The following is a 17,383-nucleotide window of genomic DNA, read 5'->3' as shown; positions in this document are numbered from 1 at the left end:
CAGATGGCCCCATCTTCATCTGTACTGCAGCACAGTTACCTGCAGCTTGCACAGCAGCTGCGCCGCGACATGGCCCAGCGCCGCTATGCGCCGGGCGAGCGCCTGCCCTCGGTGCGTGCCCTGGCCGCCGCACAGGGTGTGAGCGTGGCCACCGTGGTGCGCTGCTACCGCCACCTGGAGGCACTGGGCGTGGTGCAGGCGCGGCACAAGTCCGGCATGTATGTCGCAGAGCCCGCCCCGGTCCGCGCTGCGCCAGGCGCGAAGGATGGCGCTGGCACCTCGGGCGCGCAAGGTCTGCAGGCCCGCGCGCGGCCTGTGCCGCCGCCCGTCGAGTTCGACCGGCTGGTGTCGCTGGAGCACCGCATGACGCAGCTGTATTTGCTGACCACGCAGCAGCCCTTGCAGTGGGGCCTGCACCTGGCCAACGCGGCACCCGCGTGGTACCCCACCGAGGCCCTGGCCCGCATCGCCCAGCGCCTGCTGCGCAGCCAGCCCGAGATGCTGGGCACCTACCCCACCGGCAGCGGCCTGCCCGCGCTGCGCGCCGAGCTGGCAGGCTGGATGGCGACCTATGGCCTGGACTTGCAGCCCGAAGAACTGCTGGTGACCAACGGAAGCACCGAGGCCCTGAATGTGGCGTTGCGCGCCGTCACCCGGCCGGGCGATGCCGTGGTGGTGGAGTCGCCCGTGTATTTCGGCCTGCTGCAGATGCTGGGCAACCTGGGCCTGCGCGCCATCGAGCTGCCCTGCACACCGGGCGAGGGCATGAGCCTGGAAGCGCTGGAATATGCGCTGGAGCACCAGAGCGGTGTGCGCGCGGTGGTCGCCATGCCCAACTTCCAGAACCCGCTGGGCCATGTGATGCCCGACCGCAACAAGCGCCGCCTGCTGCGCCTGGTGGAGCAGCACGACCTGGCGCTGATCGAGGATGACGTGTTCGGCGACCTCTCGCACACGCCACACCGGCCCCAGCCCGTGAAGGCCTGGGACCGCCATGGCCGCGTGATCTATTGCGGCAGCAGCAGCAAAAGCCTGGCGCCCGCGTTCCGCTTGGGCTGGGCGTCGGGCGGGCGCTGGCATGCGCGCATGGAGTCGCTCAAGCTCAGCACCTCGCTCGCGGCCCCATGGCTGGAGCAGGCGGTGATGGCCGAGTTTCTGTGCAGTGGCGGTTTGCAGCCGCACCTGCGGCGCCTGCGCGAACGGCTGGCCCAGACCACGCCCCGCGCGGCCGAGGCCGTGCGCAAGCACTTTCCGGCCGGCACGCGGGTGCACAGCCCGGCGGGTGGGTGGTGGCTGTGGCTGGAGCTGCCCGAGCCCGTGGACACACTCGCGCTGCTGCGGCTGGCGGTGGCGCAGGGCATCGCCTTCACTCCCGGGGCGCTGTTCTCCACCACCGCCAAGTACGCCAGCTACCTGCGCCTGAACATCGCGCGCCCCTGGACGCGCGAGCTGGAGCAGGCGGTGCGCCAACTGGGGCAGCTGGCGGCAGGCATGCGGTAGGCAACGCTGGGTAAAAATGCCGCTACCGCAATTCAGGCGTCCCTTTGCAGCTATGAAAATGGAAGCAATCCATCAGGCGTTGACGCGGTACACCCGCCCCGTCTGCGCGCCTTCCACGCTGCGCTGGTAGGCCAGGGCCGCACGCGCGGCGGGCACGGGCTCAAAGCCCGGGAAGAAAGGGGCGTAGGTGCCCATCGATTCGGTCAGCACCGTGGGGCTGACGGCATTGATGCGCAGGCCGCGTGGCAGCTCGATGGCGGCAGCGGTCACAAAGCCCTCGATGGCGGCATTCACGGCCGTGGCGCTGGCGCCGTTGCGGATGGGCTCGGTGCTCAGGATGCCGCTGATCAGCGTGATGGAGCCGCCGTCGTTCAGGTAGCGCTGGCCCAGCAGCGCCAGCTGCACCTGGCCCAGCAGCTTGTCCTGCAGGCCGATGTGGAACTGCTCTGCGGTCATTTCGGCCAGCGGGCCGAAGTGCACGTTGCCCGCCGTGCTCACGATGGCATCGACCTTGCCCACGGCCGCAAACAACGCGGCCAGCGAGGCGGGCCGGGCGAGGTCGGCCTGGTGCGTGCCGCTGCTGCGGCCCACGGTGATCACGTCGTGGCGTGCGCCCAGGTTGGCGTGCACGGCCTGGCCGATGGTGCCGCTGGCGCCGATGAGAAGAACTTTGGACATGGTGTTTTCCTTGGGTGTCAAAAGGGGTTGATGAGGAGCTGACAACCCGATTCTTTTGCTAATCAATCGATGCATAAAGCACCTGCAAGTTATGCTTGCATTAACTATTGATTAGGAATATTGGGGGTGCCATGGACAAGCTGCGCAACATGGAGGTCATGGTGGCCGTGGTCGAGGCCGGCAGCTTTGCCGCCGCCGCACGCCAGTTGCAGATCTCGGCGGTGATGGTGGGCAAACACATCCAGCAGCTGGAGGCGCACCTGGGCGCGCGCCTGTTCCAGCGCAGCACGCGCCGCAGCAGCCTGACCGGGGTGGGTGCGGCGTTCTACGAAGACAGCAAGCGCGTGCTGGAGCAGGTGCGCTGGGCCGAGTCCGCCGTGGAGCGCAGCCGCGCCGTGCCGCAGGGCCTGCTGCGGGTGAGCGCGCCCTTCACCCTGGGCAGCCACGTCATCGCCCCGCTGGTGGCCGACTTCCTGCAGCGCCATGAGCAGGTGCGTGTGGACCTGCAGCTCACCGACAGCGTGGTGGACCTGGCGGGCGAGGGCTTCGACGCGGCCGTGCGCATTGGCCAGGTGGTGGACGAGGGCCTGGTGGCGCGCCCGCTGCGGCCTTACCGCATGGTGATCGCCGCCACGCCGGCCTACCTGGCGCGCCAAGGCACGCCCCAGGGCGCGGCCGACCTGGACCGCCACCAGTGCCTGAGCCACTCGGTGTGGCAGCGCCGTGTGGAATGGACGCTGCGCGACGGGGATGAGGAATTTTTGTGGCCCGGCAATGCGCGCTTTGTGTGCAACCAGGGCGACGGCCTGCGCCAGGCCGCGCTGCGCAGCCTGGGCCTGGTCATGCAGCCCGAGGTGCTGTTGGCCGGCGACCTGGCCAGTGGCGCCCTGGTGCCCGTGATGCAGCACTGCCTGCCCGCGCAGCGGCCCATGCACCTGGTCTACGCACCCGACCGGCGGCAGCTGCCCAAGCTGGCGCGGTTTGTGGAGTGCGTGGTGGAGAGTTTGGGGGTGGAAGGGCGCTGAAATGCGTTGAAGCTGGCGGCAGCGGCGGGCTTAGCAGAACGCCTGGCGCTGTTGCCGGAGTGCATCGCGGTCGATGCTGGCCGCCAACTGCTCCATGTCTGCGGCGCAAACGCCGTGCTGCGCAAAATGCCGAGGCCATTGCTCCACCGTCTGGGCGACTTCCTGAATCAGCTCCATGGCCCGGGCCCGGGTGATGCCGAACTCGCTCAACTCGGTCAGCGCGTTGTCCAGCGTGGACTGTGCGCCGTGTTGGCCCACCACCATCGCCTGGTAGCCCATGTTTTGCAGCGTGGGCACCACGTCGAACGCGGGGGCCAGGTCGTAGTAACCATCAAAGCCCAGGCGCAGGCAGTGGTTGCGCTCGTGGTCGTCGGTGTTGTCCATGAGGATGTTGAACACCATGCGCCGAAACAATTCTTCGCGTTGCGCCTTGTGCCGGTCGGGGTGCGCTTGGCGCAGCAGCACGGTGGCCAGTGCGCCGTAGCTTTCGGCCAGTCCCGCTGCCGCCAGCGCCGTTTTGGCCGAGATGCAGTGCACGCGCAGGCTCAGGGTGTCCATCTGCACCCGGTCAAACCGCTGGATCGTCAGTGCATGGCGCTGCGGCCCCTGGCCCCGCCGCGATGCAATGGGCAGCACGCCCGTGGTGGCCACCTGGATGCCCGCCCGGGCCGCCAGCGTCATGGTGGCGTGCTCGATGAGGGGCGTGTCCACCGCGTCGTCCAGCTCGCTGAACTTGATGACGCAAGGCCCGCCGTCGGTTTGTAGCAGCGCCTTGGGCCGGGCCCCGCCCAGCGTCACGCCGGGCTGCACCAGGCGCTGGATCTCTGGCGTGACCGGGGCTTGCGACTGCACGTCTTCCACCGCCCGCACCATGGCCTCCAGATCGCGCAGTTGCGGATACGGCCCGATGCGGCGCGGGATGTAGTGGTCTGCCGATGTGGAGACGCCCAAGGCGCCAAAGCGGTCGTCACCGGCGAACAGCAGCATCTCCAGGATCGACAGGCGCGCGGGGCGGTCGATGTGGCGGATGATGCGCTCGCCCCACCGGTCTGGCCGCGCATCGTCGATGGCACCGGGCGCGCTGTCCTTGTGGCCTGTGCTGAACATCTGGCCTGCGATCAGGGGCAGGTCTTCGCTCAGCGCAAACTGCCACCAGTCTGCGGCGTAGCGGAAGGTGGCGCAGTTGGGCACCAGCTGCGACAGGCCCACAGACCCGGTCAGCACGGGCTGGGCGGGGTTGATCAGCGTCCAGACATAGAGCGTGTCTTGCGGCACATAGGAGCGCGGCGTGACCTGCTGCGCGTGGGGCTGCTGGCTCATGGCCGCGCTTTCTTCTGACCCGATATCAGTGCGGCCAGGCCTGCGGCGGTGTTGTTGGGTTGGCGCTCGGGCGTGCCGAGGCCAGCGATCTGCAGGGCTTGTTGGATCTGTTCCTCTTGACCCAAGCCAGTGGCCTTCTTAACGGTCTTCTGAGTGGCCTTGTTTTTGGCGTCAGAAGGATCTGCTCCGAGAAAGGAACCTTCCGCCTCTCTCGCAAGGTGTGCGGCTCCAGAGCGGCTAGGCACCTGGGCGCTTGCAAGGGGTGACAAGGCCGCAGGCCTGGTGTTGCTGGCTGCCGTTTTTGCGCCTTTCTGCGCCGTGGCCCGTGCAGCGGGCCGGGCTCTGGCCACCTCCTGCTCCAGCGATGCCAGGTCGTTCTGCGGCGCAATCAGATCGGCCAGCCCCTGGGCCTGGTTGATGAGCCACATGCACATCACATACGACGCCATCGACACCGATGGGTCGCCTCGCTCAATGCGCGCCATGGTGGGCTGCGACACGCCCAACCGCTGGGCCCACTGGGCCTGCGTTTCCTTGCGGCGCTTGCGTGCAATCACGATGTTCTGCGCAAGCAACGCGATCTGCTGAAGAACCGCCTGGGGGTAGTCAGCGGGCTTGGTGTTTTGGGATGGCATTCATAGATGTTAGTTTAAGAACGGATTTTTGAACATCTATGAATTAAGTCTGAAGATGCGCGAGAACAAGATTTGAATGGAAAAATCATTCATAGATGTATGTAAATTATGTAAAAAATGACATCTATGAATTAACTTGCGCTGAATAGCCAGCATGGCCATGCAACCACGGGGCACTCCGTACAAGGGCGTGCGGCCGCGCGCCGCCATGCCGGGCCCACAGGGTTCACTCCACGGCGCTGCTGGGCACCGCAGGCCCGATCTTGAACACCCCGCTCACGCGCGCGCAGGGCACGCCATCGGCCGTGACCAAGCCTTGCGCAAACACCAGCGAACGCGTGACGCGCAGCGGCTCGGCCTCGCCCTCCACCCAGGCGCCCAGCGGGGCGGGGGCCAGGTAGTCGATCTGCAGGCTGATGGTGGGCAAAAAGCGGTCGGCCACCTGGTCGCTCTTGCGGTGCACCGACAGCGGCAGCAGCATGTCGCAGAAGCTGGCCATCATGCCGCCGTGCAGGTTGCCCATGGGGTTGGTGTGGCGCGGCTCCACGCGAAAGCCGAACTTCACCACGTCGCCCTGGTGCAGCAGATACAGCGGGCCGTTGTGCTGGATGTAGGGGCCGCCGGCCTGCAGGGGCGCAAAGCCTGCGGGGGTGCCGGTGGCGGCGGGGGGGTGATCGGTTGTCGTCATGGGGGGGTGTCTCTTGCTGCGGTGTGGCGGCCCAGCCCCCAGTGTGCGGGCATGGGGGGCGCCCAGCTGTCACGGGTGCGCCAGGGGGATGGCTGTCGCGTGTGGTGCCGGCGCCATGCCGGGGCTACACCCGCCACGCCGGCAGCTCCCAGTTGCGCCACAGCGCCAGCCCGCGCAACCCGGCCGTGAGCAGCACGCAGGCCACGAGCGGAGCCCAATCGGGGGTGTGCAGGTGGCGCAGGGCCACGTCGGCCCAGCCGCCGGCAAACGCGCACAGGGCATAGGGGCGGTGGTCGCTGAAGGCCTGGGGCACCTCGTTGCACAGCACGTCGCGCAGCACGCCGCCGAACACGCCGGTGGTCACGCCCATCATCACGCTGATGATGGGGGGCATGCCGATGGCGGTGGCAATGTCCACGCCCACGGCCGCGAACAGGCCCAGGCCGATGGCGTCGGGCAGCAGCATGGCGCGTTCGGTGGGCTTGAAGTGACGCTGGCGCATGAACAGCATGGCGCCCACGCACAGCGCCAGGATGCCCCAGACAAAACCCGTGTGGCGTACCCAGAAGAAGGGGCGCTGGTCCAGCAGCAGGTCGCGCAGCGTGCCCCCGCCAAAGGCCGCCACGAAGGCCACCACACACACGCCCACGACATCAAGCCGCTTGCGTGCTGCGGCGATCACGCCCGACAGCGCAAACGCGACCGTGGCGGCCACTTCGAGGAGAAAGCGCAGGGTGTGCACCCAGGGGGCGTCGAGCAAAGGGTCCATGGGCGCGATTGTGCCGTGGCGCCACCAGGCGGCACGGCACCGGCGTGGAATGAATTTGCTATTGAAGGTATAGCTGCTTGCGCTTTACAGGAAGGCGCTGAGCCCCGATTGGATTCAAACAGGGTTTGCGCCTCCCGCGTTCGGGATGAGCCCGTCAAAGCCGGGGGATGGCCCGGGAGCCCGCCCTTCGATGGGCCCGGGGCTCTTGCACGGCGGTCAGGCGGTCAGAAGAAGTACGTCAGCCCGATGCTGAAGTTGCGCGGCAGCGCAGGCGACACCACGTTGGCGTTGATTGCGCCGTCGTAGTACGCCTTGTTGAACAGGTTCTTCACGCCCGCCGTCACGCGGTAGTTGTCGCCTGCGTAGCTGATGGAGGCATCGGCCACCACGTAGGACGGCAGCGTGAACGGGTACGAGCCGATCTGCTCGCTCACGTAGCGCCCGCCCACGCCCAGCGTGATGCGCTGGTACTGCGGCAGCTTGTAGGTGGCCCAGGCCGTGAGCGTGTGGCGCGGCGTGAGAAGGAGCGGCAGGCCCACGATGGCGGCGTTGTTGTCGCGCGTGACCTGGGTCTGCGTGTAGGTGTAGGCGCTGGTGAGCTTCCAGCCGTTCTTCAGGTCCGCGCCCAGCTCCACTTCCAGCCCGCGTGCGCGCTGCTGGCCGGTCTGCACGCTAAAACCCGTGTTCACCGGGTCGGCGGTGTTCACGTTCTCGCGCACCAAGTTAAAGACGGCGAGTGCGCCGGTGATCTGGCCGCCGGGTGACTCGTACTTCACGCCCGCCTCCCACTGCTTGCCGGTTTCGGGCACAAAGGGCGAGCCGCCGAACGTGAGCCCCGACACGGGCAAGAACGATTCGCCATAGCTGCCATACGCCGCCCAGCCGGGCTTGAACTCATACACCAGGCCCGCCGACAGCGTGGTGGCGCTGTCTTTCTGGCGCGTCTGCGTGTTGGCCACGCGGTTGTGGGTGTCGTTGGTCGACCAGTCGCGGCGCAGGCCCACCAGGGCCGTCCAGCCCTCGCCGAACTTGATCTGGTCCTGCGCATAGAGGCCGGCCACCGTGAGCTTGGCGGGCGCATCGCTGGTCAGTGCCTCGGGGCAGACGGCCTGCATGCCGTAGACAGGGGCGAACAGGTCCAGCGCGCCGATGCGGCAGGTGCGGCTGGCCAGCAGGCTGTGGCCGCTGCGCACATCCAGGCCCGTCACCAGTTGGTGCCTGGCGCCCAGCGCCTCGAAGCGCGTGAGCAGCGAGGTGTCGGTGGCCAGCAGGTCGTAGTCCATGGTCTGGCGCGACGCTTGCCGGTTCTGCAACCGCTGGTTGGCCTGCAGCGCCAGGTTGGAGACAAAGTTGCCCGTGCCTTTCTCGGTCTCGTAGCGCAGGTTCTGGCGGAAGGTCATCGCATCCGACAGCTGGTGCTCCAGCGCATAACCCAGCGAGGTGGTTTCGACGTTGTAGGGGCCAAAGGCCGGATCGCCCGTGAACATCGTGCGTGACAGCGTGCCATTGCGGTTGGGCAGCACCGTGCCATAGGGCGTGATGCCCTGCTGGCGCAGCCACTCGCTGCGGCCGTAGGTGGCAAACAGCACCAGGTCGGTTTGCGCGCCCAGGTCGATGGAGAGCGACGGCGCAAACCACCGGTCCTTGCGGTAGACGAACTGCGTGGGGTCGTCCGATTCAGACACCTGCGCATTGATGCGCAGCGCCGTCTTCCCCGATTCGGACAGCGGCCGGTTCACATCGGCCTGCAGTGTGCGCTGGCCGAAGCTGCCCACCTCGATACCCGCTTCGTTCAACGCCTCTTTCTTGGGCCGCTTGCTCACCGCGTTGACGATGCCGCCGGGCTGCACCTGGCCATAGAGCACCGAGGCCGAGCCCTTGAGCACCTCGAAGCGCTCGTAACCATAGGGCTGCATCTTGGCCCACATGCCCGGGCTTTGCACCAGGCCATCGACCAGGATGGATTCGGAGGAACGAAAGCCCCGGATGTTGATGTCGTCGAACCCTCGGCGCCCAAAGTTGACCGGGCTCACGCCCGCCACGGTCTGCAGCGCCTGCTGCACGTTCACGATCTGGCGCGACTCCATCTGCTCGCGCGTGACCACGCTGACGGACTGCGGCGTCTCCAGCCGTCGCATGGGCGCCTTGCCGGCCGTCTGCGCTTCCACAGGCGCAAAGCCCATGTCTTTTTCGGTGCTGGCGTTGATGCGGACTTCCTGGAGCTGGGGGGCTGCGGTGCCGGCAGCCTCGCCGGAGGACGGTGTTGCGGCTTGCTGCGCCATGGCGGCCTGCGCCAGGCACAGCGCCAGTGGAGTCAGGGCGAAGAAGAGGTGGGCTTTGCGGGCCGATGGCAAGGACGAGCGCGCAGACAACGAGAAGCGCGGGGCGTGCGCGGAGCGCAGGGGCAGAGAAGGCATGGGGGTCCCGATGAAGGTGAGCGGAGAACAGACGCGGGGGCGCTGGCTCACGTGGCAGGGGGACGTTGGCTGGCAGGATTGTGGATTTTAATGCGAATGGTTATCGTTTTTTTTGCCGTTGAAATCGCACCGCGAAGACTACGGCGCTGAGACCGCGCGGAACCTTCCAATATCGAATCGCATTCGATGCATGGGAATTGCATTCAAAGGGGAACTCGCCGGTTGACGGGCCTTTTTGTATGTTGACTTGGTCAACTAAGCGTTTCAAACGATCAGCCTTACCAGAGAACATCCCATCAAGGACATGATGAAGGACCTCATAGGCATCCAGAACATCCATGCGCTCGGTCGCCTGTCCGACAGGCCGGGGAGTTTGTGTCGCGAAAGACTTTGCGCGACAAATTTACTGTCGCGAAAGCAGTTTTGCACGTCATAGCAAGGCGCTTTCGCGTCAGAGCCCATCCACATGGAATGGGTTGTCTGTTTGCTATGAAAAATAGAGCTGCTTGCGCCAGATAGATAGGCGCTACGGCCTGTTTTTATCCAAATCCTGGGTGCGGTCCGCCCCACCGGCTCCCTCTGCATCCTCTTCCCCGCCATACCCTGGGTACGCCATCCCCACCGCATCCAGCACATCCCGCTCCTGCCGCTCCTTGGCCATTTGTTCGGCCAGCTGGTTGCGCCCTTCGCGCGCCACGGCGATGTATTTGGCCTGGTCTTTGTGGTGCGGGTACATGCGGTCGGCCAGCGCGATGTTGTGGGTGCGGAAGCGGTCCGTGAAGGTGGTGGCTTCGGTGGGGGACAGGCCCATCAGCTCCAGCACCGTGTGCGCGCTTTGCAGGCTGGACTCGAACAGCTCGCGCTGCACCCGGGTCACGCCCAGATCGCGCAGCTTGTTCCAGTGGGTGATGTCGCGGGCGCGGGCGACCACCTGCAGGTGGGGGAAATGCTCGCGCGCGAGCTTGGCGATCTGCAGCGACTGTTCGGCGTCGTCCACTGCCACCACCAGGATGCGGGCATGTTCGGCGCCGGCGATGCGCAGCAGGTCCAGCCGCGTGGCGTCGCCATAGAACACGCGGTAGCCGAAGATGCGCGCCACCTCCAGCATCTCCACGCTGTGGTCCAGCACGGTGGTGGGGATGCCCTGGGCCAGCAGCACGCGCGAGACGATCTGCCCGTAGCGGCCGAAGCCCGCGATGATGATGGGCGCCTCTTGCGGTTCGGAGATTTCCTCGGCCTGGGGGGTGGCGGTCTTGAGCTGGGCGTAGCGGCGCAGCAGCACGCGGTCCAGCACCACCAGCAGCAGCGGGCTGACGAGCATCGACAGCGCCACGGCGCCGATGAGCAGCGAGGCGGTTTCGGCCGGGAACACGCTGGCACCGGCGGCGGCCTGGAACACCACAAACGCAAACTCGCCGCCCTGGGCCAGCAGCAGGGTGAACACCGGGCGCTCCTGGTAGGGGATGTTGACGATCTTGGCCAGGGTGTAGATGGCGATGGCCTTGGCCGCGAGGAAGCCGACCAGGATGGCGGCCATGAGCCCGGGCGAGCGCAGGATCACGCCAAAGTCGATGCTCATGCCCACGGCGATGAAGAACAGGCCGAGCAGCAGGCCCTTGAAGGGCTCGATGTCGGCCTCCAGCTCGCGCCGGTACTCGCTGTCGGCCAGCAGCACGCCGGCGAGGAAGGCGCCCAGCGCCATCGACAGGCCCACCAGCACCATCAGGTAGGCAATGCCCACCACCAGCAGCAGCGCGGCGGCGGTGAAGATTTCGGGGGTGTTGCTCTTGGCGATCCAGCGCAGCACGGGGCGCAGCAGCAGGCGCCCGCCCAGGATGATGGCGGCGATCACGCCCACGATCTTGAGCGCCTCCAGCACCACATCGCCGGGCGTGTGGCCCGCGCCTTCGCCGGCTGCGGCGCCCAGCACCGGCAGCATGGCCAGGATGGGAATGGCGGCCACGTCCTGGAACAGCAGGATGGAAAAGCCGGCCTGGCCGCTTTGCGTGCGCAGCAGGTTGCGCTCGGTCAGCGACTGCAGCGCAATGGCGGTGGACGACAGCGCCAGGCCGAGGGCACCGACCAGGCTCACGCGCCAGGGCAGGCCGGCCAGCGCGCCCAGCGCAAACAGCACGGCCGCGCAGCCCAGCACCTGGGCCGTGCCGGTGCCGAAAATGGGGCGGCGCAACGCCCACAGGCGGCTGGGCTGCAGCTCCAGCCCGACCAGGAACAGCATGAGCACCACGCCGAACTCGGCGAAGTGCAGGATGTCCTGCACGTTGCTCACCAGCCCCAGGCCCCAGGGCCCGATGGCGATGCCCGCGGCCAGGTAGCCAATGATGGCGCCCAGGCCCAGCGCCTTGGCGATGGGCACGGCCAGCACCGCCGCCGTGAGGTAGAGAAAGCCGTAGGTGAGCCAGGTGGGGGCGTGTTCCATAGAGGGGCGATGCGGGCGGTGGCGTTGGGGGCGATGTCGCAGGGGTGCGGGCGTGGGCGTGTCAGGATTCTGGCATTGCCGCAGCGATGCGGGTGGGGCTGCCGGACATGCCCTTGGGGTGCTTCATTTTTGATAGCTTTTGGCGCGTGATGGTTGAGCGCTGGCGGCCGGTTTTATGCAGATCATGGCGGCCCTGCAGGGGCGTTGTTAAGATGCGGGCCCTTCTTCGCACACGGGCTTGGTGACTCATGGACCTGCAGACTTGGCTGGCTTTTTTTGCGGCATCGTGCCTGATTGCGGTGTCGCCGGGTTCGGGGGCCGTGCTGTCGATGAGCCATGGCCTGTCGTTCGGCGTGCGCAAGACGGGCGCCACCATCCTGGGCCTGCAGCTGGGCCTGCTGCTGATCCTGCTGATCGCCGGGGCGGGCGTGGGCTCGCTGCTGCTGGCGTCCGAGGTGGCGTTCAGCACCGTCAAGGTGCTGGGGGCCTGCTACCTGATCTATGTGGGTTTCAACCAGTGGCGGGCGGGCGACGCGCCCATCGCGCAGGGCGATGCACAGGAGGCCGCCGGCCCCTGGCAAAAGCGCTGCCTCACGGGCTTCTTGACCAACGCCACCAACCCCAAGGGCATCATCTTCATGGTGGCCGTGCTGCCGCAGTTCATGACCGACACGCGCCCGCTGTGGACGCAGCTGCTGGTGATGGCCGCCACCACCGTCACGGTGGATGTGGTGGTGATGCACGGCTACGCTTTTGGCGCCAGCGCGTTGCGCCGCCTGATGCGCAGCGCCCGGGCCGTGCGTGCACAGAACCGCGTGTTTGGCGGCTTGCTGATGGCGGTGGGCGCCGGGCTGTTCTTCGTCAAGCGCGGCGGGCAGCACGCTTGATGGGGCGGTGGTGATGGTGGGAGTGCTTTGATTTTGATAGCTGCTGGCGCTTGTCCACCAGGCGCCAAGGGCTGATTGGGCTGGGTTATTCATGGGCCTGCAGATTCCAGGGAGGTTGTCATGCCAGTAGTTGTTGTCGCCAATCCGAAAGGCGGTGTGGGCAAGTCCACGCTGTCCACCAACATCGCGGGTTACTTTGCCAGCCAGGGCCATCCCGTGATCCTGGGCGACACCGACCGGCAGGAATCCGCCCGGCTCTGGCTGGGCCTGCGCCCGCCCGCTGCGAGCGCGATTGGCGGCTGGGACACCAGCTCGGACGTGATCAGCCGCCCGCCCAAGGGGACCACGCATGCGGTGCTCGACACCCCGGCCGGCCTGCACGGCTGGCGCCTGAATGATGTGCTCAAGCTGGCCGACAGGATCATCGTGCCGCTGCAGCCCAGCGTGTTCGACATTTTCGCCACGCGCAGTTTTCTGGACCAGCTGGCCGAGCACCGCCACGCGGCGGGTGTGCAGGTGGGCATCGTCGGCATGCGCGTGGACGCCCGCACCAAGGCGGCCGAGCAGTTGCACCACTTCGTGGACAGCCTGGGCTTTCCGGTGCTGGGCTACCTGCGCGACACGCAGAACTATGTGCACCTGGCGGCACATGGCCTCACGTTGTTCGACGTGGCGCCGGGCCGCGTGGCGCGGGATCTGGAGCAGTGGCAGGGGATCTGTGCTTGGCTCAACTCTTGAAGGACAGCGTGAAGCAGAACGTACAACCAGCCCCCCGGGAAAACACCTGTCACCCGGCAGACAAGGCGCGCCGGGACGCGGGGCTACATTGGGGCGATGAAAATCTTCCGCTCCTACTCCGAAGTCAGCGCCTGTGTGGGCCAGGAGGTCGCCGTGACCGACTGGATCACCATCACGCAGGAACAGGTCAACCTGTTTGCCCAGGCCACGGGCGACCACCAGTGGATCCATGTGGACCCGGAGCGCGCCAAGGCCGGACCGTTTGGCGCGCCCATTGCGCATGGCTTTCTCACGCTGTCGCTGATCCCGCAGTTCTTCGAGGCGGGCCTGAGCATCGAGGGGGCGCGCATGGGCGTGAACTACGGGCTCAACAAGGTGCGCTTCACGGCCCCCGTGCCGGTGGGCAGCCGCTTGCGCGCGCGCCTCACGCTGCAGGCCGCCGAGCCGGTGGCGCCCGATGGCATGCAGATGACCTGGCTGGTGACGGTGGAGCGCGAGGGCAGCGACAAGCCCGTGTGTGTGGCCGAGTCGCTGGCGCGCAATTTCGGCGCTCCGGCCTGAGCCCGGCTGTGCCCGGGCGGGGGGCCTGAGCCATGGACCGCCTGCAAGCCATGAAGGTGTTCGAGCGCGTGGTGGAGGAGGGCGGCTTTGCCGCCGCCGCCCGCGCCATGGACATGTCGCCCCCCGTGGTCACCCGCATGGTGGCCGAACTGGAGCAGCACCTGGGCACGCGCCTGCTGCAGCGCACGACCCGCAAGCTGGCCCTGACCGATGCGGGCGAGTCCTACCTGCAGCGCGTGCGCGCCATCCTGCACGAGATCGACGACGCCGAGGCCGCCGCCGCTGCCAGCACGCGCGACCTGCGCGGCACCATCCGCATCGTGGCGGCGCCGGTGCTGGCCACCAATTTTTTGGCGCCCATGGTGGCGGTCTGGCACGAGAATTTCCCCAAGCTGCAGTTGGACATCAACATCGACGCGTTTGCCTCGGACCGCGTGGACGAGTTCGATGTGACCGTCATGGTGGCGGGCGAGGACTTTGATGCCAACATCGTTGCGCGCCCGTTGCTGCAGGGCGAGGCCATTGTGGTGGCGTCCCCCCAGTACCTGAGCCGCCGTGGCACCCCGCGGGAGCCGCACGACCTGGTGCAGCACGACTACCTGCGCGACTCTGGCGTGGCCGCGCGCTCGCAGACCGGGCCGGCGCGCCGGTTGCGCCTGCAGTCGCTCGACGGCCGGCTGCCGGTGCAGGAGGTGGACGCGCCTGCGGTGATGCAGTCCGTCAGCACCGAGCTGCTGCTGCGTGCGGCCGTGGATGGTGCCGGGGTGGCCGTTACCTCGCGCTTGTTGGCCGAGGAGCATCTGGCGCGGGGCGAGCTGGTGCATGTCCTGCCGGAGTGGATCTATTCCCGCTACACCATCTATGCCGCATTGCCGTCGGGCCGCATGCTGCCTGCGCGCACCAAGGTGTTTCTGGACTTTCTGACCGAGCGGGTGCGCGTGTCCCTGGCCGAGCAGGGCCGATAGGCCGTTGCTAGGGGGCGTGGCGCCCTCGCGCTTCCGCATGCCGCCCCCGCGCTCCCTTGCGCCCAGCGGCATTTGTTCAATGGGCAAGGCCGTTGGCAAAACCGTTCGGGCGGGGTCTGCCTAAGAACCTGTTCAAGATTTTTTCGGGGTCGCACAAGTACCTTGCCGGGATGGGATGCTAGGCGCGGTGCGCAGCCAATAGCTCGGCTATTGGCAAGCGCCGCAACGCCGCAGACCGCCCGGCAAGGCACTTGCCCGAAGGGTTGGAGTGAAATCGGGTGATTGGACGCCCCAGCTGCTTGCATGGGCACGAGCCCATGCGGCGCATCCGAAGCATCCACTTCATCACGATGGCACTCCAATGCGATCCCCGAAAAGATCTTGAACAGGTTCTAAGCCTTGCGCGGCACTTTGGCCGGCCCGGCGTGAACGGCTTTATCCGCTGAGCTGCGCGAACCCGCTGATGATCGTGCCCTCGGGCTCGACCGCGATCTGCCCGTCGGGCATGGCAAAGCTGTTCTGGCGCCAGGCTTCGAACACCGTCACCGCCACCGCATTCGACAGGTTGAGGCTGCGCTGGCCCGCCACCATGGGCAGGCGCAGGCGCTGGGCGGGGGGGAAACTCTCACGCAACTCGGCGGGCAGCCCCCGGGTTTCGGCGCCAAACACCAGCCAGTCGCCCGGCAGGAAGCAGGTGGAGTGCACCGGCTGCGAGGCGTGCGTGGTCATGGCGAACATGCGCGTGGCGTCGGGCTGTGCGTCCCGCAAAAAAGCCGTCCAGCCGTTGTGGCGCAGCACCCGGGTGTATTCGTGGTAGTCCAGCCCCGCGCGGCGCATCAGCCGGTCTTCCATCGAGAACCCCAGGGGCTCGATCAGGTGCAGCGTGCAACCCGTGTTGGCCGCCAGGCGGATGATGTTGCCGGTGTTGGGCGGGATTTCGGGTTCGACGAGGACGATGTGGAACATGCCCGCTATTGTCTTCGCCCCGGATGTGAGTTGAGCAACCGCTCGTAATCAAAAGTATCCCTTTCGACAGGCGTGGGTGCCGATGTGGGGCCCGTCGCATCACTCCATCGCCGTGCGCGCCAGCACCACCACCGTCACATGCGCCACCCCGGCCTCGCGCAGGGCCAGCGTGGCGGCGTGCACGGTGGCGCCCGTGGTCATCACGTCGTCCAGCAGCACCACGCGCTGCCCGTGCAGGGCGGCAGCGCGTGCGGGTTCGATGGCAAACGCGCCCTGCAGGTTGCGTAGCCGCTGGGCGCGCGGCAGGCTGCTCTGGGCTTCGGTGGCATGCAGGCGCAGCAGGCTGTGCGCATCGGCCCGGGCGCCCGCCAGGTGACGCGCCAGCAGGGCGGCCTGGTTGAAGCCGCGCTCGCGCAGGCGCTCGGCGGACAGCGGCACGGGCAGCACCCGGTCGGCCGCCTCGATCGCGGGCTCTACCCACGGGGTGCTGCGCAGCAGGGTGGCCAGCGTGCCGGCCCATCCCGGGTCGGCCCGGAACTTGAAGTCCGCCAGCGCCCCGGCCCAGGGGTAGGCGTAGTCCACGGCCGCCAGGCAGGCATCGAAGGCCGGCGGGTGCTGCTGGCAGGCCCCGCACACGGCCACGCCTGCGGGCACCCGCAGCGCGCAGCGCTGGCAACGGCTGGCGGGTTGGGCAAACCGGGCCACGCAGGCATTGCAGATGCGCTGCGACGGCCAGGCGTGGCAGGCGGCACACTGGCTGGGTACGCGGCCCAGCAGGCCTGCCAGGCCCTGCAGCCGGCGCGAAAACCCTGGCAATCCTTGAAAGAGCATGAATCAATATACTCGCGCGTCCTTGTGAACTGCCATGCCCTCCGAGCGCCCCCCCACCATTGATCCCGTCGCCGCCGCCCGCTGGCAGGCGGCCGCCCCCGCCCTGTCACCCTGGCTCCACGAAGAGGTCGCCCGCCGCATGGAGGACCGCCTGCAATGGATTCGGCAGGCCCCGGCCTCCTGGTGCCACTGGGATGCGCTGCGCGGCGGGCTCCAGGCGCATGCGCTGGTGAGCGCCCGCTATCCCGAGGCGCGTTGCCAGGTGGTTGAATCTGCTGCGCGCTGCGAGCCGGTGGCGCGGCAGGCGCTGGCCAAGCCCTGGTGGAGCCTCTCGCGCTGGAGCGCCGCCAGCCCCCAGTGGGGCCCGCGCGCCGATGCCAGCGTGCAGATGCTCTGGGCCAACATGGCCCTGCACACGGCAGCCGATCCGCAGGCCCTGATCGCGCAGTGGCACCGCGCGCTGGCGGTGGATGGCTACTTGATGTTCTCGTGCCTGGGGCCTGACACGCTGCGGGAGCTGCACGGGGTCTATGCGGCCCTGGGCTGGCCCCCGGCGGGCCATGCGTTCACCGACATGCACGACTGGGGCGACATGCTGGTGCACGCCGGTTTTGCCGAGCCGGTGATGGACATGGAGCGCATCACGCTCACCTTTGCCACCCCCGAGCGGCTGGTGCAGGAGCTGCGCGAGCTGGGTTGCAATTTGCACCCTGATCGCTTTCCCTCATTGCGCGGACGGCGCTGGCGCGACAAGCTCTATGCCGTGCTGGCCGAGCGGCTGGCCGATCCACAGCAGGGAGGCCAGTTGGCACTGACGTTTGAAATCATTTATGGCCACGCTTTCAAGCCTGCGCCACGGGTGCGCATGGACTCCAGCAGCACGGTTTCGCTGCAGGACATGCGTTTGATGTTGCGCAAGGGCAGCAAAGAAAACTGACCTGTAACTCCATGTCAATGACTTGGAAC

The 17,383-nt window shown here is 67.4% G+C and carries 16 protein-coding genes; 7 read left to right on the top strand and 9 right to left on the bottom strand.

Annotation, left to right across the window (positions count from 1 at the left end; all coding sequences use genetic code 11):
• The first annotated feature begins 3 nt into the window (after nt 1-3).
• Complete coding sequence (locus DBV10_RS21920; RefSeq protein WP_124515670.1) at nt 4-1,500, top strand: PLP-dependent aminotransferase family protein; 1,497 nt, start codon at nt 4-6, stop codon at nt 1,498-1,500.
• A gap of 72 nt (nt 1,501-1,572) precedes the next feature.
• Here DBV10_RS21920 and DBV10_RS21915 read toward each other — a convergent pair whose 3' ends face one another.
• The gene (locus DBV10_RS21915) at nt 1,573-2,178 is read right to left on the bottom strand and encodes a short chain dehydrogenase (RefSeq protein ID WP_124515669.1); all 606 of its coding nucleotides are present in this window, start codon (nt 2,176-2,178) and stop codon (nt 1,573-1,575) included.
• Between the two features lie 131 nt (nt 2,179-2,309).
• Between DBV10_RS21915 and DBV10_RS21910 the strand changes: the two genes are divergently transcribed.
• Entirely contained in the window at nt 2,310-3,203 is an 894-nt protein-coding gene (locus tag DBV10_RS21910; RefSeq protein WP_124515668.1) for a LysR family transcriptional regulator, read from the top strand.
• 30 nt (nt 3,204-3,233) lie between these two features.
• On the opposite strand, the gene DBV10_RS21905 is transcribed toward DBV10_RS21910, so the two are convergent.
• The 6 genes from DBV10_RS21905 to kefC all read right to left on the bottom strand — a co-directional run bounded on the left by DBV10_RS21905 (nt 3,234) and on the right by kefC (nt 11,469).
• The gene (locus DBV10_RS21905; protein WP_124515667.1) at nt 3,234-4,523 is read right to left on the bottom strand and encodes a type II toxin-antitoxin system HipA family toxin; all 1,290 of its coding nucleotides are present in this window, start codon (nt 4,521-4,523) and stop codon (nt 3,234-3,236) included.
• Nucleotides 4,520-5,098 (bottom strand): helix-turn-helix transcriptional regulator, encoded by a 579-nt coding sequence (locus tag DBV10_RS23240; RefSeq protein ID WP_233590021.1) that lies wholly within the window; start codon nt 5,096-5,098, stop codon nt 4,520-4,522. The genes DBV10_RS21905 and DBV10_RS23240 overlap by 4 nt, the downstream gene beginning before the upstream one ends.
• A 286-nt stretch (nt 5,099-5,384) precedes the next feature.
• A complete protein-coding gene (locus DBV10_RS21895; protein WP_124515666.1) occupies nt 5,385-5,846 on the bottom strand; it encodes a PaaI family thioesterase in 462 nt (153 codons plus the stop codon).
• 124 nt (nt 5,847-5,970) lie between these two features.
• Nucleotides 5,971-6,615, bottom strand: coding sequence for a trimeric intracellular cation channel family protein (locus DBV10_RS21890; RefSeq protein WP_124515665.1), 645 nt, complete (start codon nt 6,613-6,615; stop codon nt 5,971-5,973).
• 224 nt (nt 6,616-6,839) lie between these two features.
• Nucleotides 6,840-9,032 (bottom strand): TonB-dependent siderophore receptor, encoded by a 2,193-nt coding sequence (locus tag DBV10_RS21885; RefSeq protein WP_370451207.1) that lies wholly within the window; start codon nt 9,030-9,032, stop codon nt 6,840-6,842.
• Nucleotides 9,033-9,558: 526 nt separating this feature from the next.
• Nucleotides 9,559-11,469: a glutathione-regulated potassium-efflux system protein KefC gene (kefC, locus tag DBV10_RS21880; protein ID WP_124515664.1), complete on the bottom strand. Its 1,911-nt coding sequence runs from the start codon at nt 11,467-11,469 to the stop codon at nt 9,559-9,561.
• Between the two features lie 248 nt (nt 11,470-11,717).
• On the opposite strand from kefC, the gene DBV10_RS21875 reads away from it, so the two are divergent.
• The 4 genes from DBV10_RS21875 to DBV10_RS21860 all read left to right on the top strand — a co-directional run bounded on the left by DBV10_RS21875 (nt 11,718) and on the right by DBV10_RS21860 (nt 14,620).
• Nucleotides 11,718-12,356, top strand: coding sequence for a LysE family translocator (locus DBV10_RS21875; RefSeq protein WP_124515663.1), 639 nt, complete (start codon nt 11,718-11,720; stop codon nt 12,354-12,356).
• Between the two features lie 120 nt (nt 12,357-12,476).
• Nucleotides 12,477-13,094, top strand: coding sequence for a ParA family protein (locus DBV10_RS21870; protein WP_124515662.1), 618 nt, complete (start codon nt 12,477-12,479; stop codon nt 13,092-13,094).
• Nucleotides 13,095-13,190: 96 nt separating this feature from the next.
• Nucleotides 13,191-13,655, top strand: coding sequence for a MaoC family dehydratase (locus DBV10_RS21865; RefSeq protein WP_124515661.1), 465 nt, complete (start codon nt 13,191-13,193; stop codon nt 13,653-13,655).
• A gap of 32 nt (nt 13,656-13,687) precedes the next feature.
• Nucleotides 13,688-14,620, top strand: a complete 933-nt coding sequence (locus tag DBV10_RS21860; protein ID WP_124515660.1) for a LysR family transcriptional regulator — start codon at nt 13,688-13,690, stop codon at nt 14,618-14,620.
• A gap of 435 nt (nt 14,621-15,055) precedes the next feature.
• On the opposite strand, the gene DBV10_RS21855 is transcribed toward DBV10_RS21860, so the two are convergent.
• Together DBV10_RS21855 and DBV10_RS21850 are read right to left on the bottom strand one after the other, a co-directional pair.
• The gene (locus tag DBV10_RS21855; RefSeq protein ID WP_124515659.1) at nt 15,056-15,586 is read right to left on the bottom strand and encodes a tRNA (cytidine(34)-2'-O)-methyltransferase; all 531 of its coding nucleotides are present in this window, start codon (nt 15,584-15,586) and stop codon (nt 15,056-15,058) included.
• 99 nt (nt 15,587-15,685) lie between these two features.
• Complete coding sequence (locus tag DBV10_RS21850; RefSeq protein ID WP_124515658.1) at nt 15,686-16,417, bottom strand: ComF family protein; 732 nt, start codon at nt 16,415-16,417, stop codon at nt 15,686-15,688.
• 34 nt (nt 16,418-16,451) lie between these two features.
• On the opposite strand from DBV10_RS21850, the gene DBV10_RS21845 reads away from it, so the two are divergent.
• Nucleotides 16,452-17,354, top strand: a complete 903-nt coding sequence (locus DBV10_RS21845) for a methyltransferase domain-containing protein (RefSeq protein WP_124515657.1) — start codon at nt 16,452-16,454, stop codon at nt 17,352-17,354.
• Nucleotides 17,355-17,383 lie beyond the last annotated feature (29 nt).

Source organism: Acidovorax sp. FJL06, assembly GCF_003852545.1.
Classification (GTDB): domain Bacteria; phylum Pseudomonadota; class Gammaproteobacteria; order Burkholderiales; family Burkholderiaceae_C; genus Acidovorax.
The sequence above is the reverse complement of the archived record's forward strand: the minus strand, read 5'-3'. Positions and strand labels throughout refer to the sequence as shown.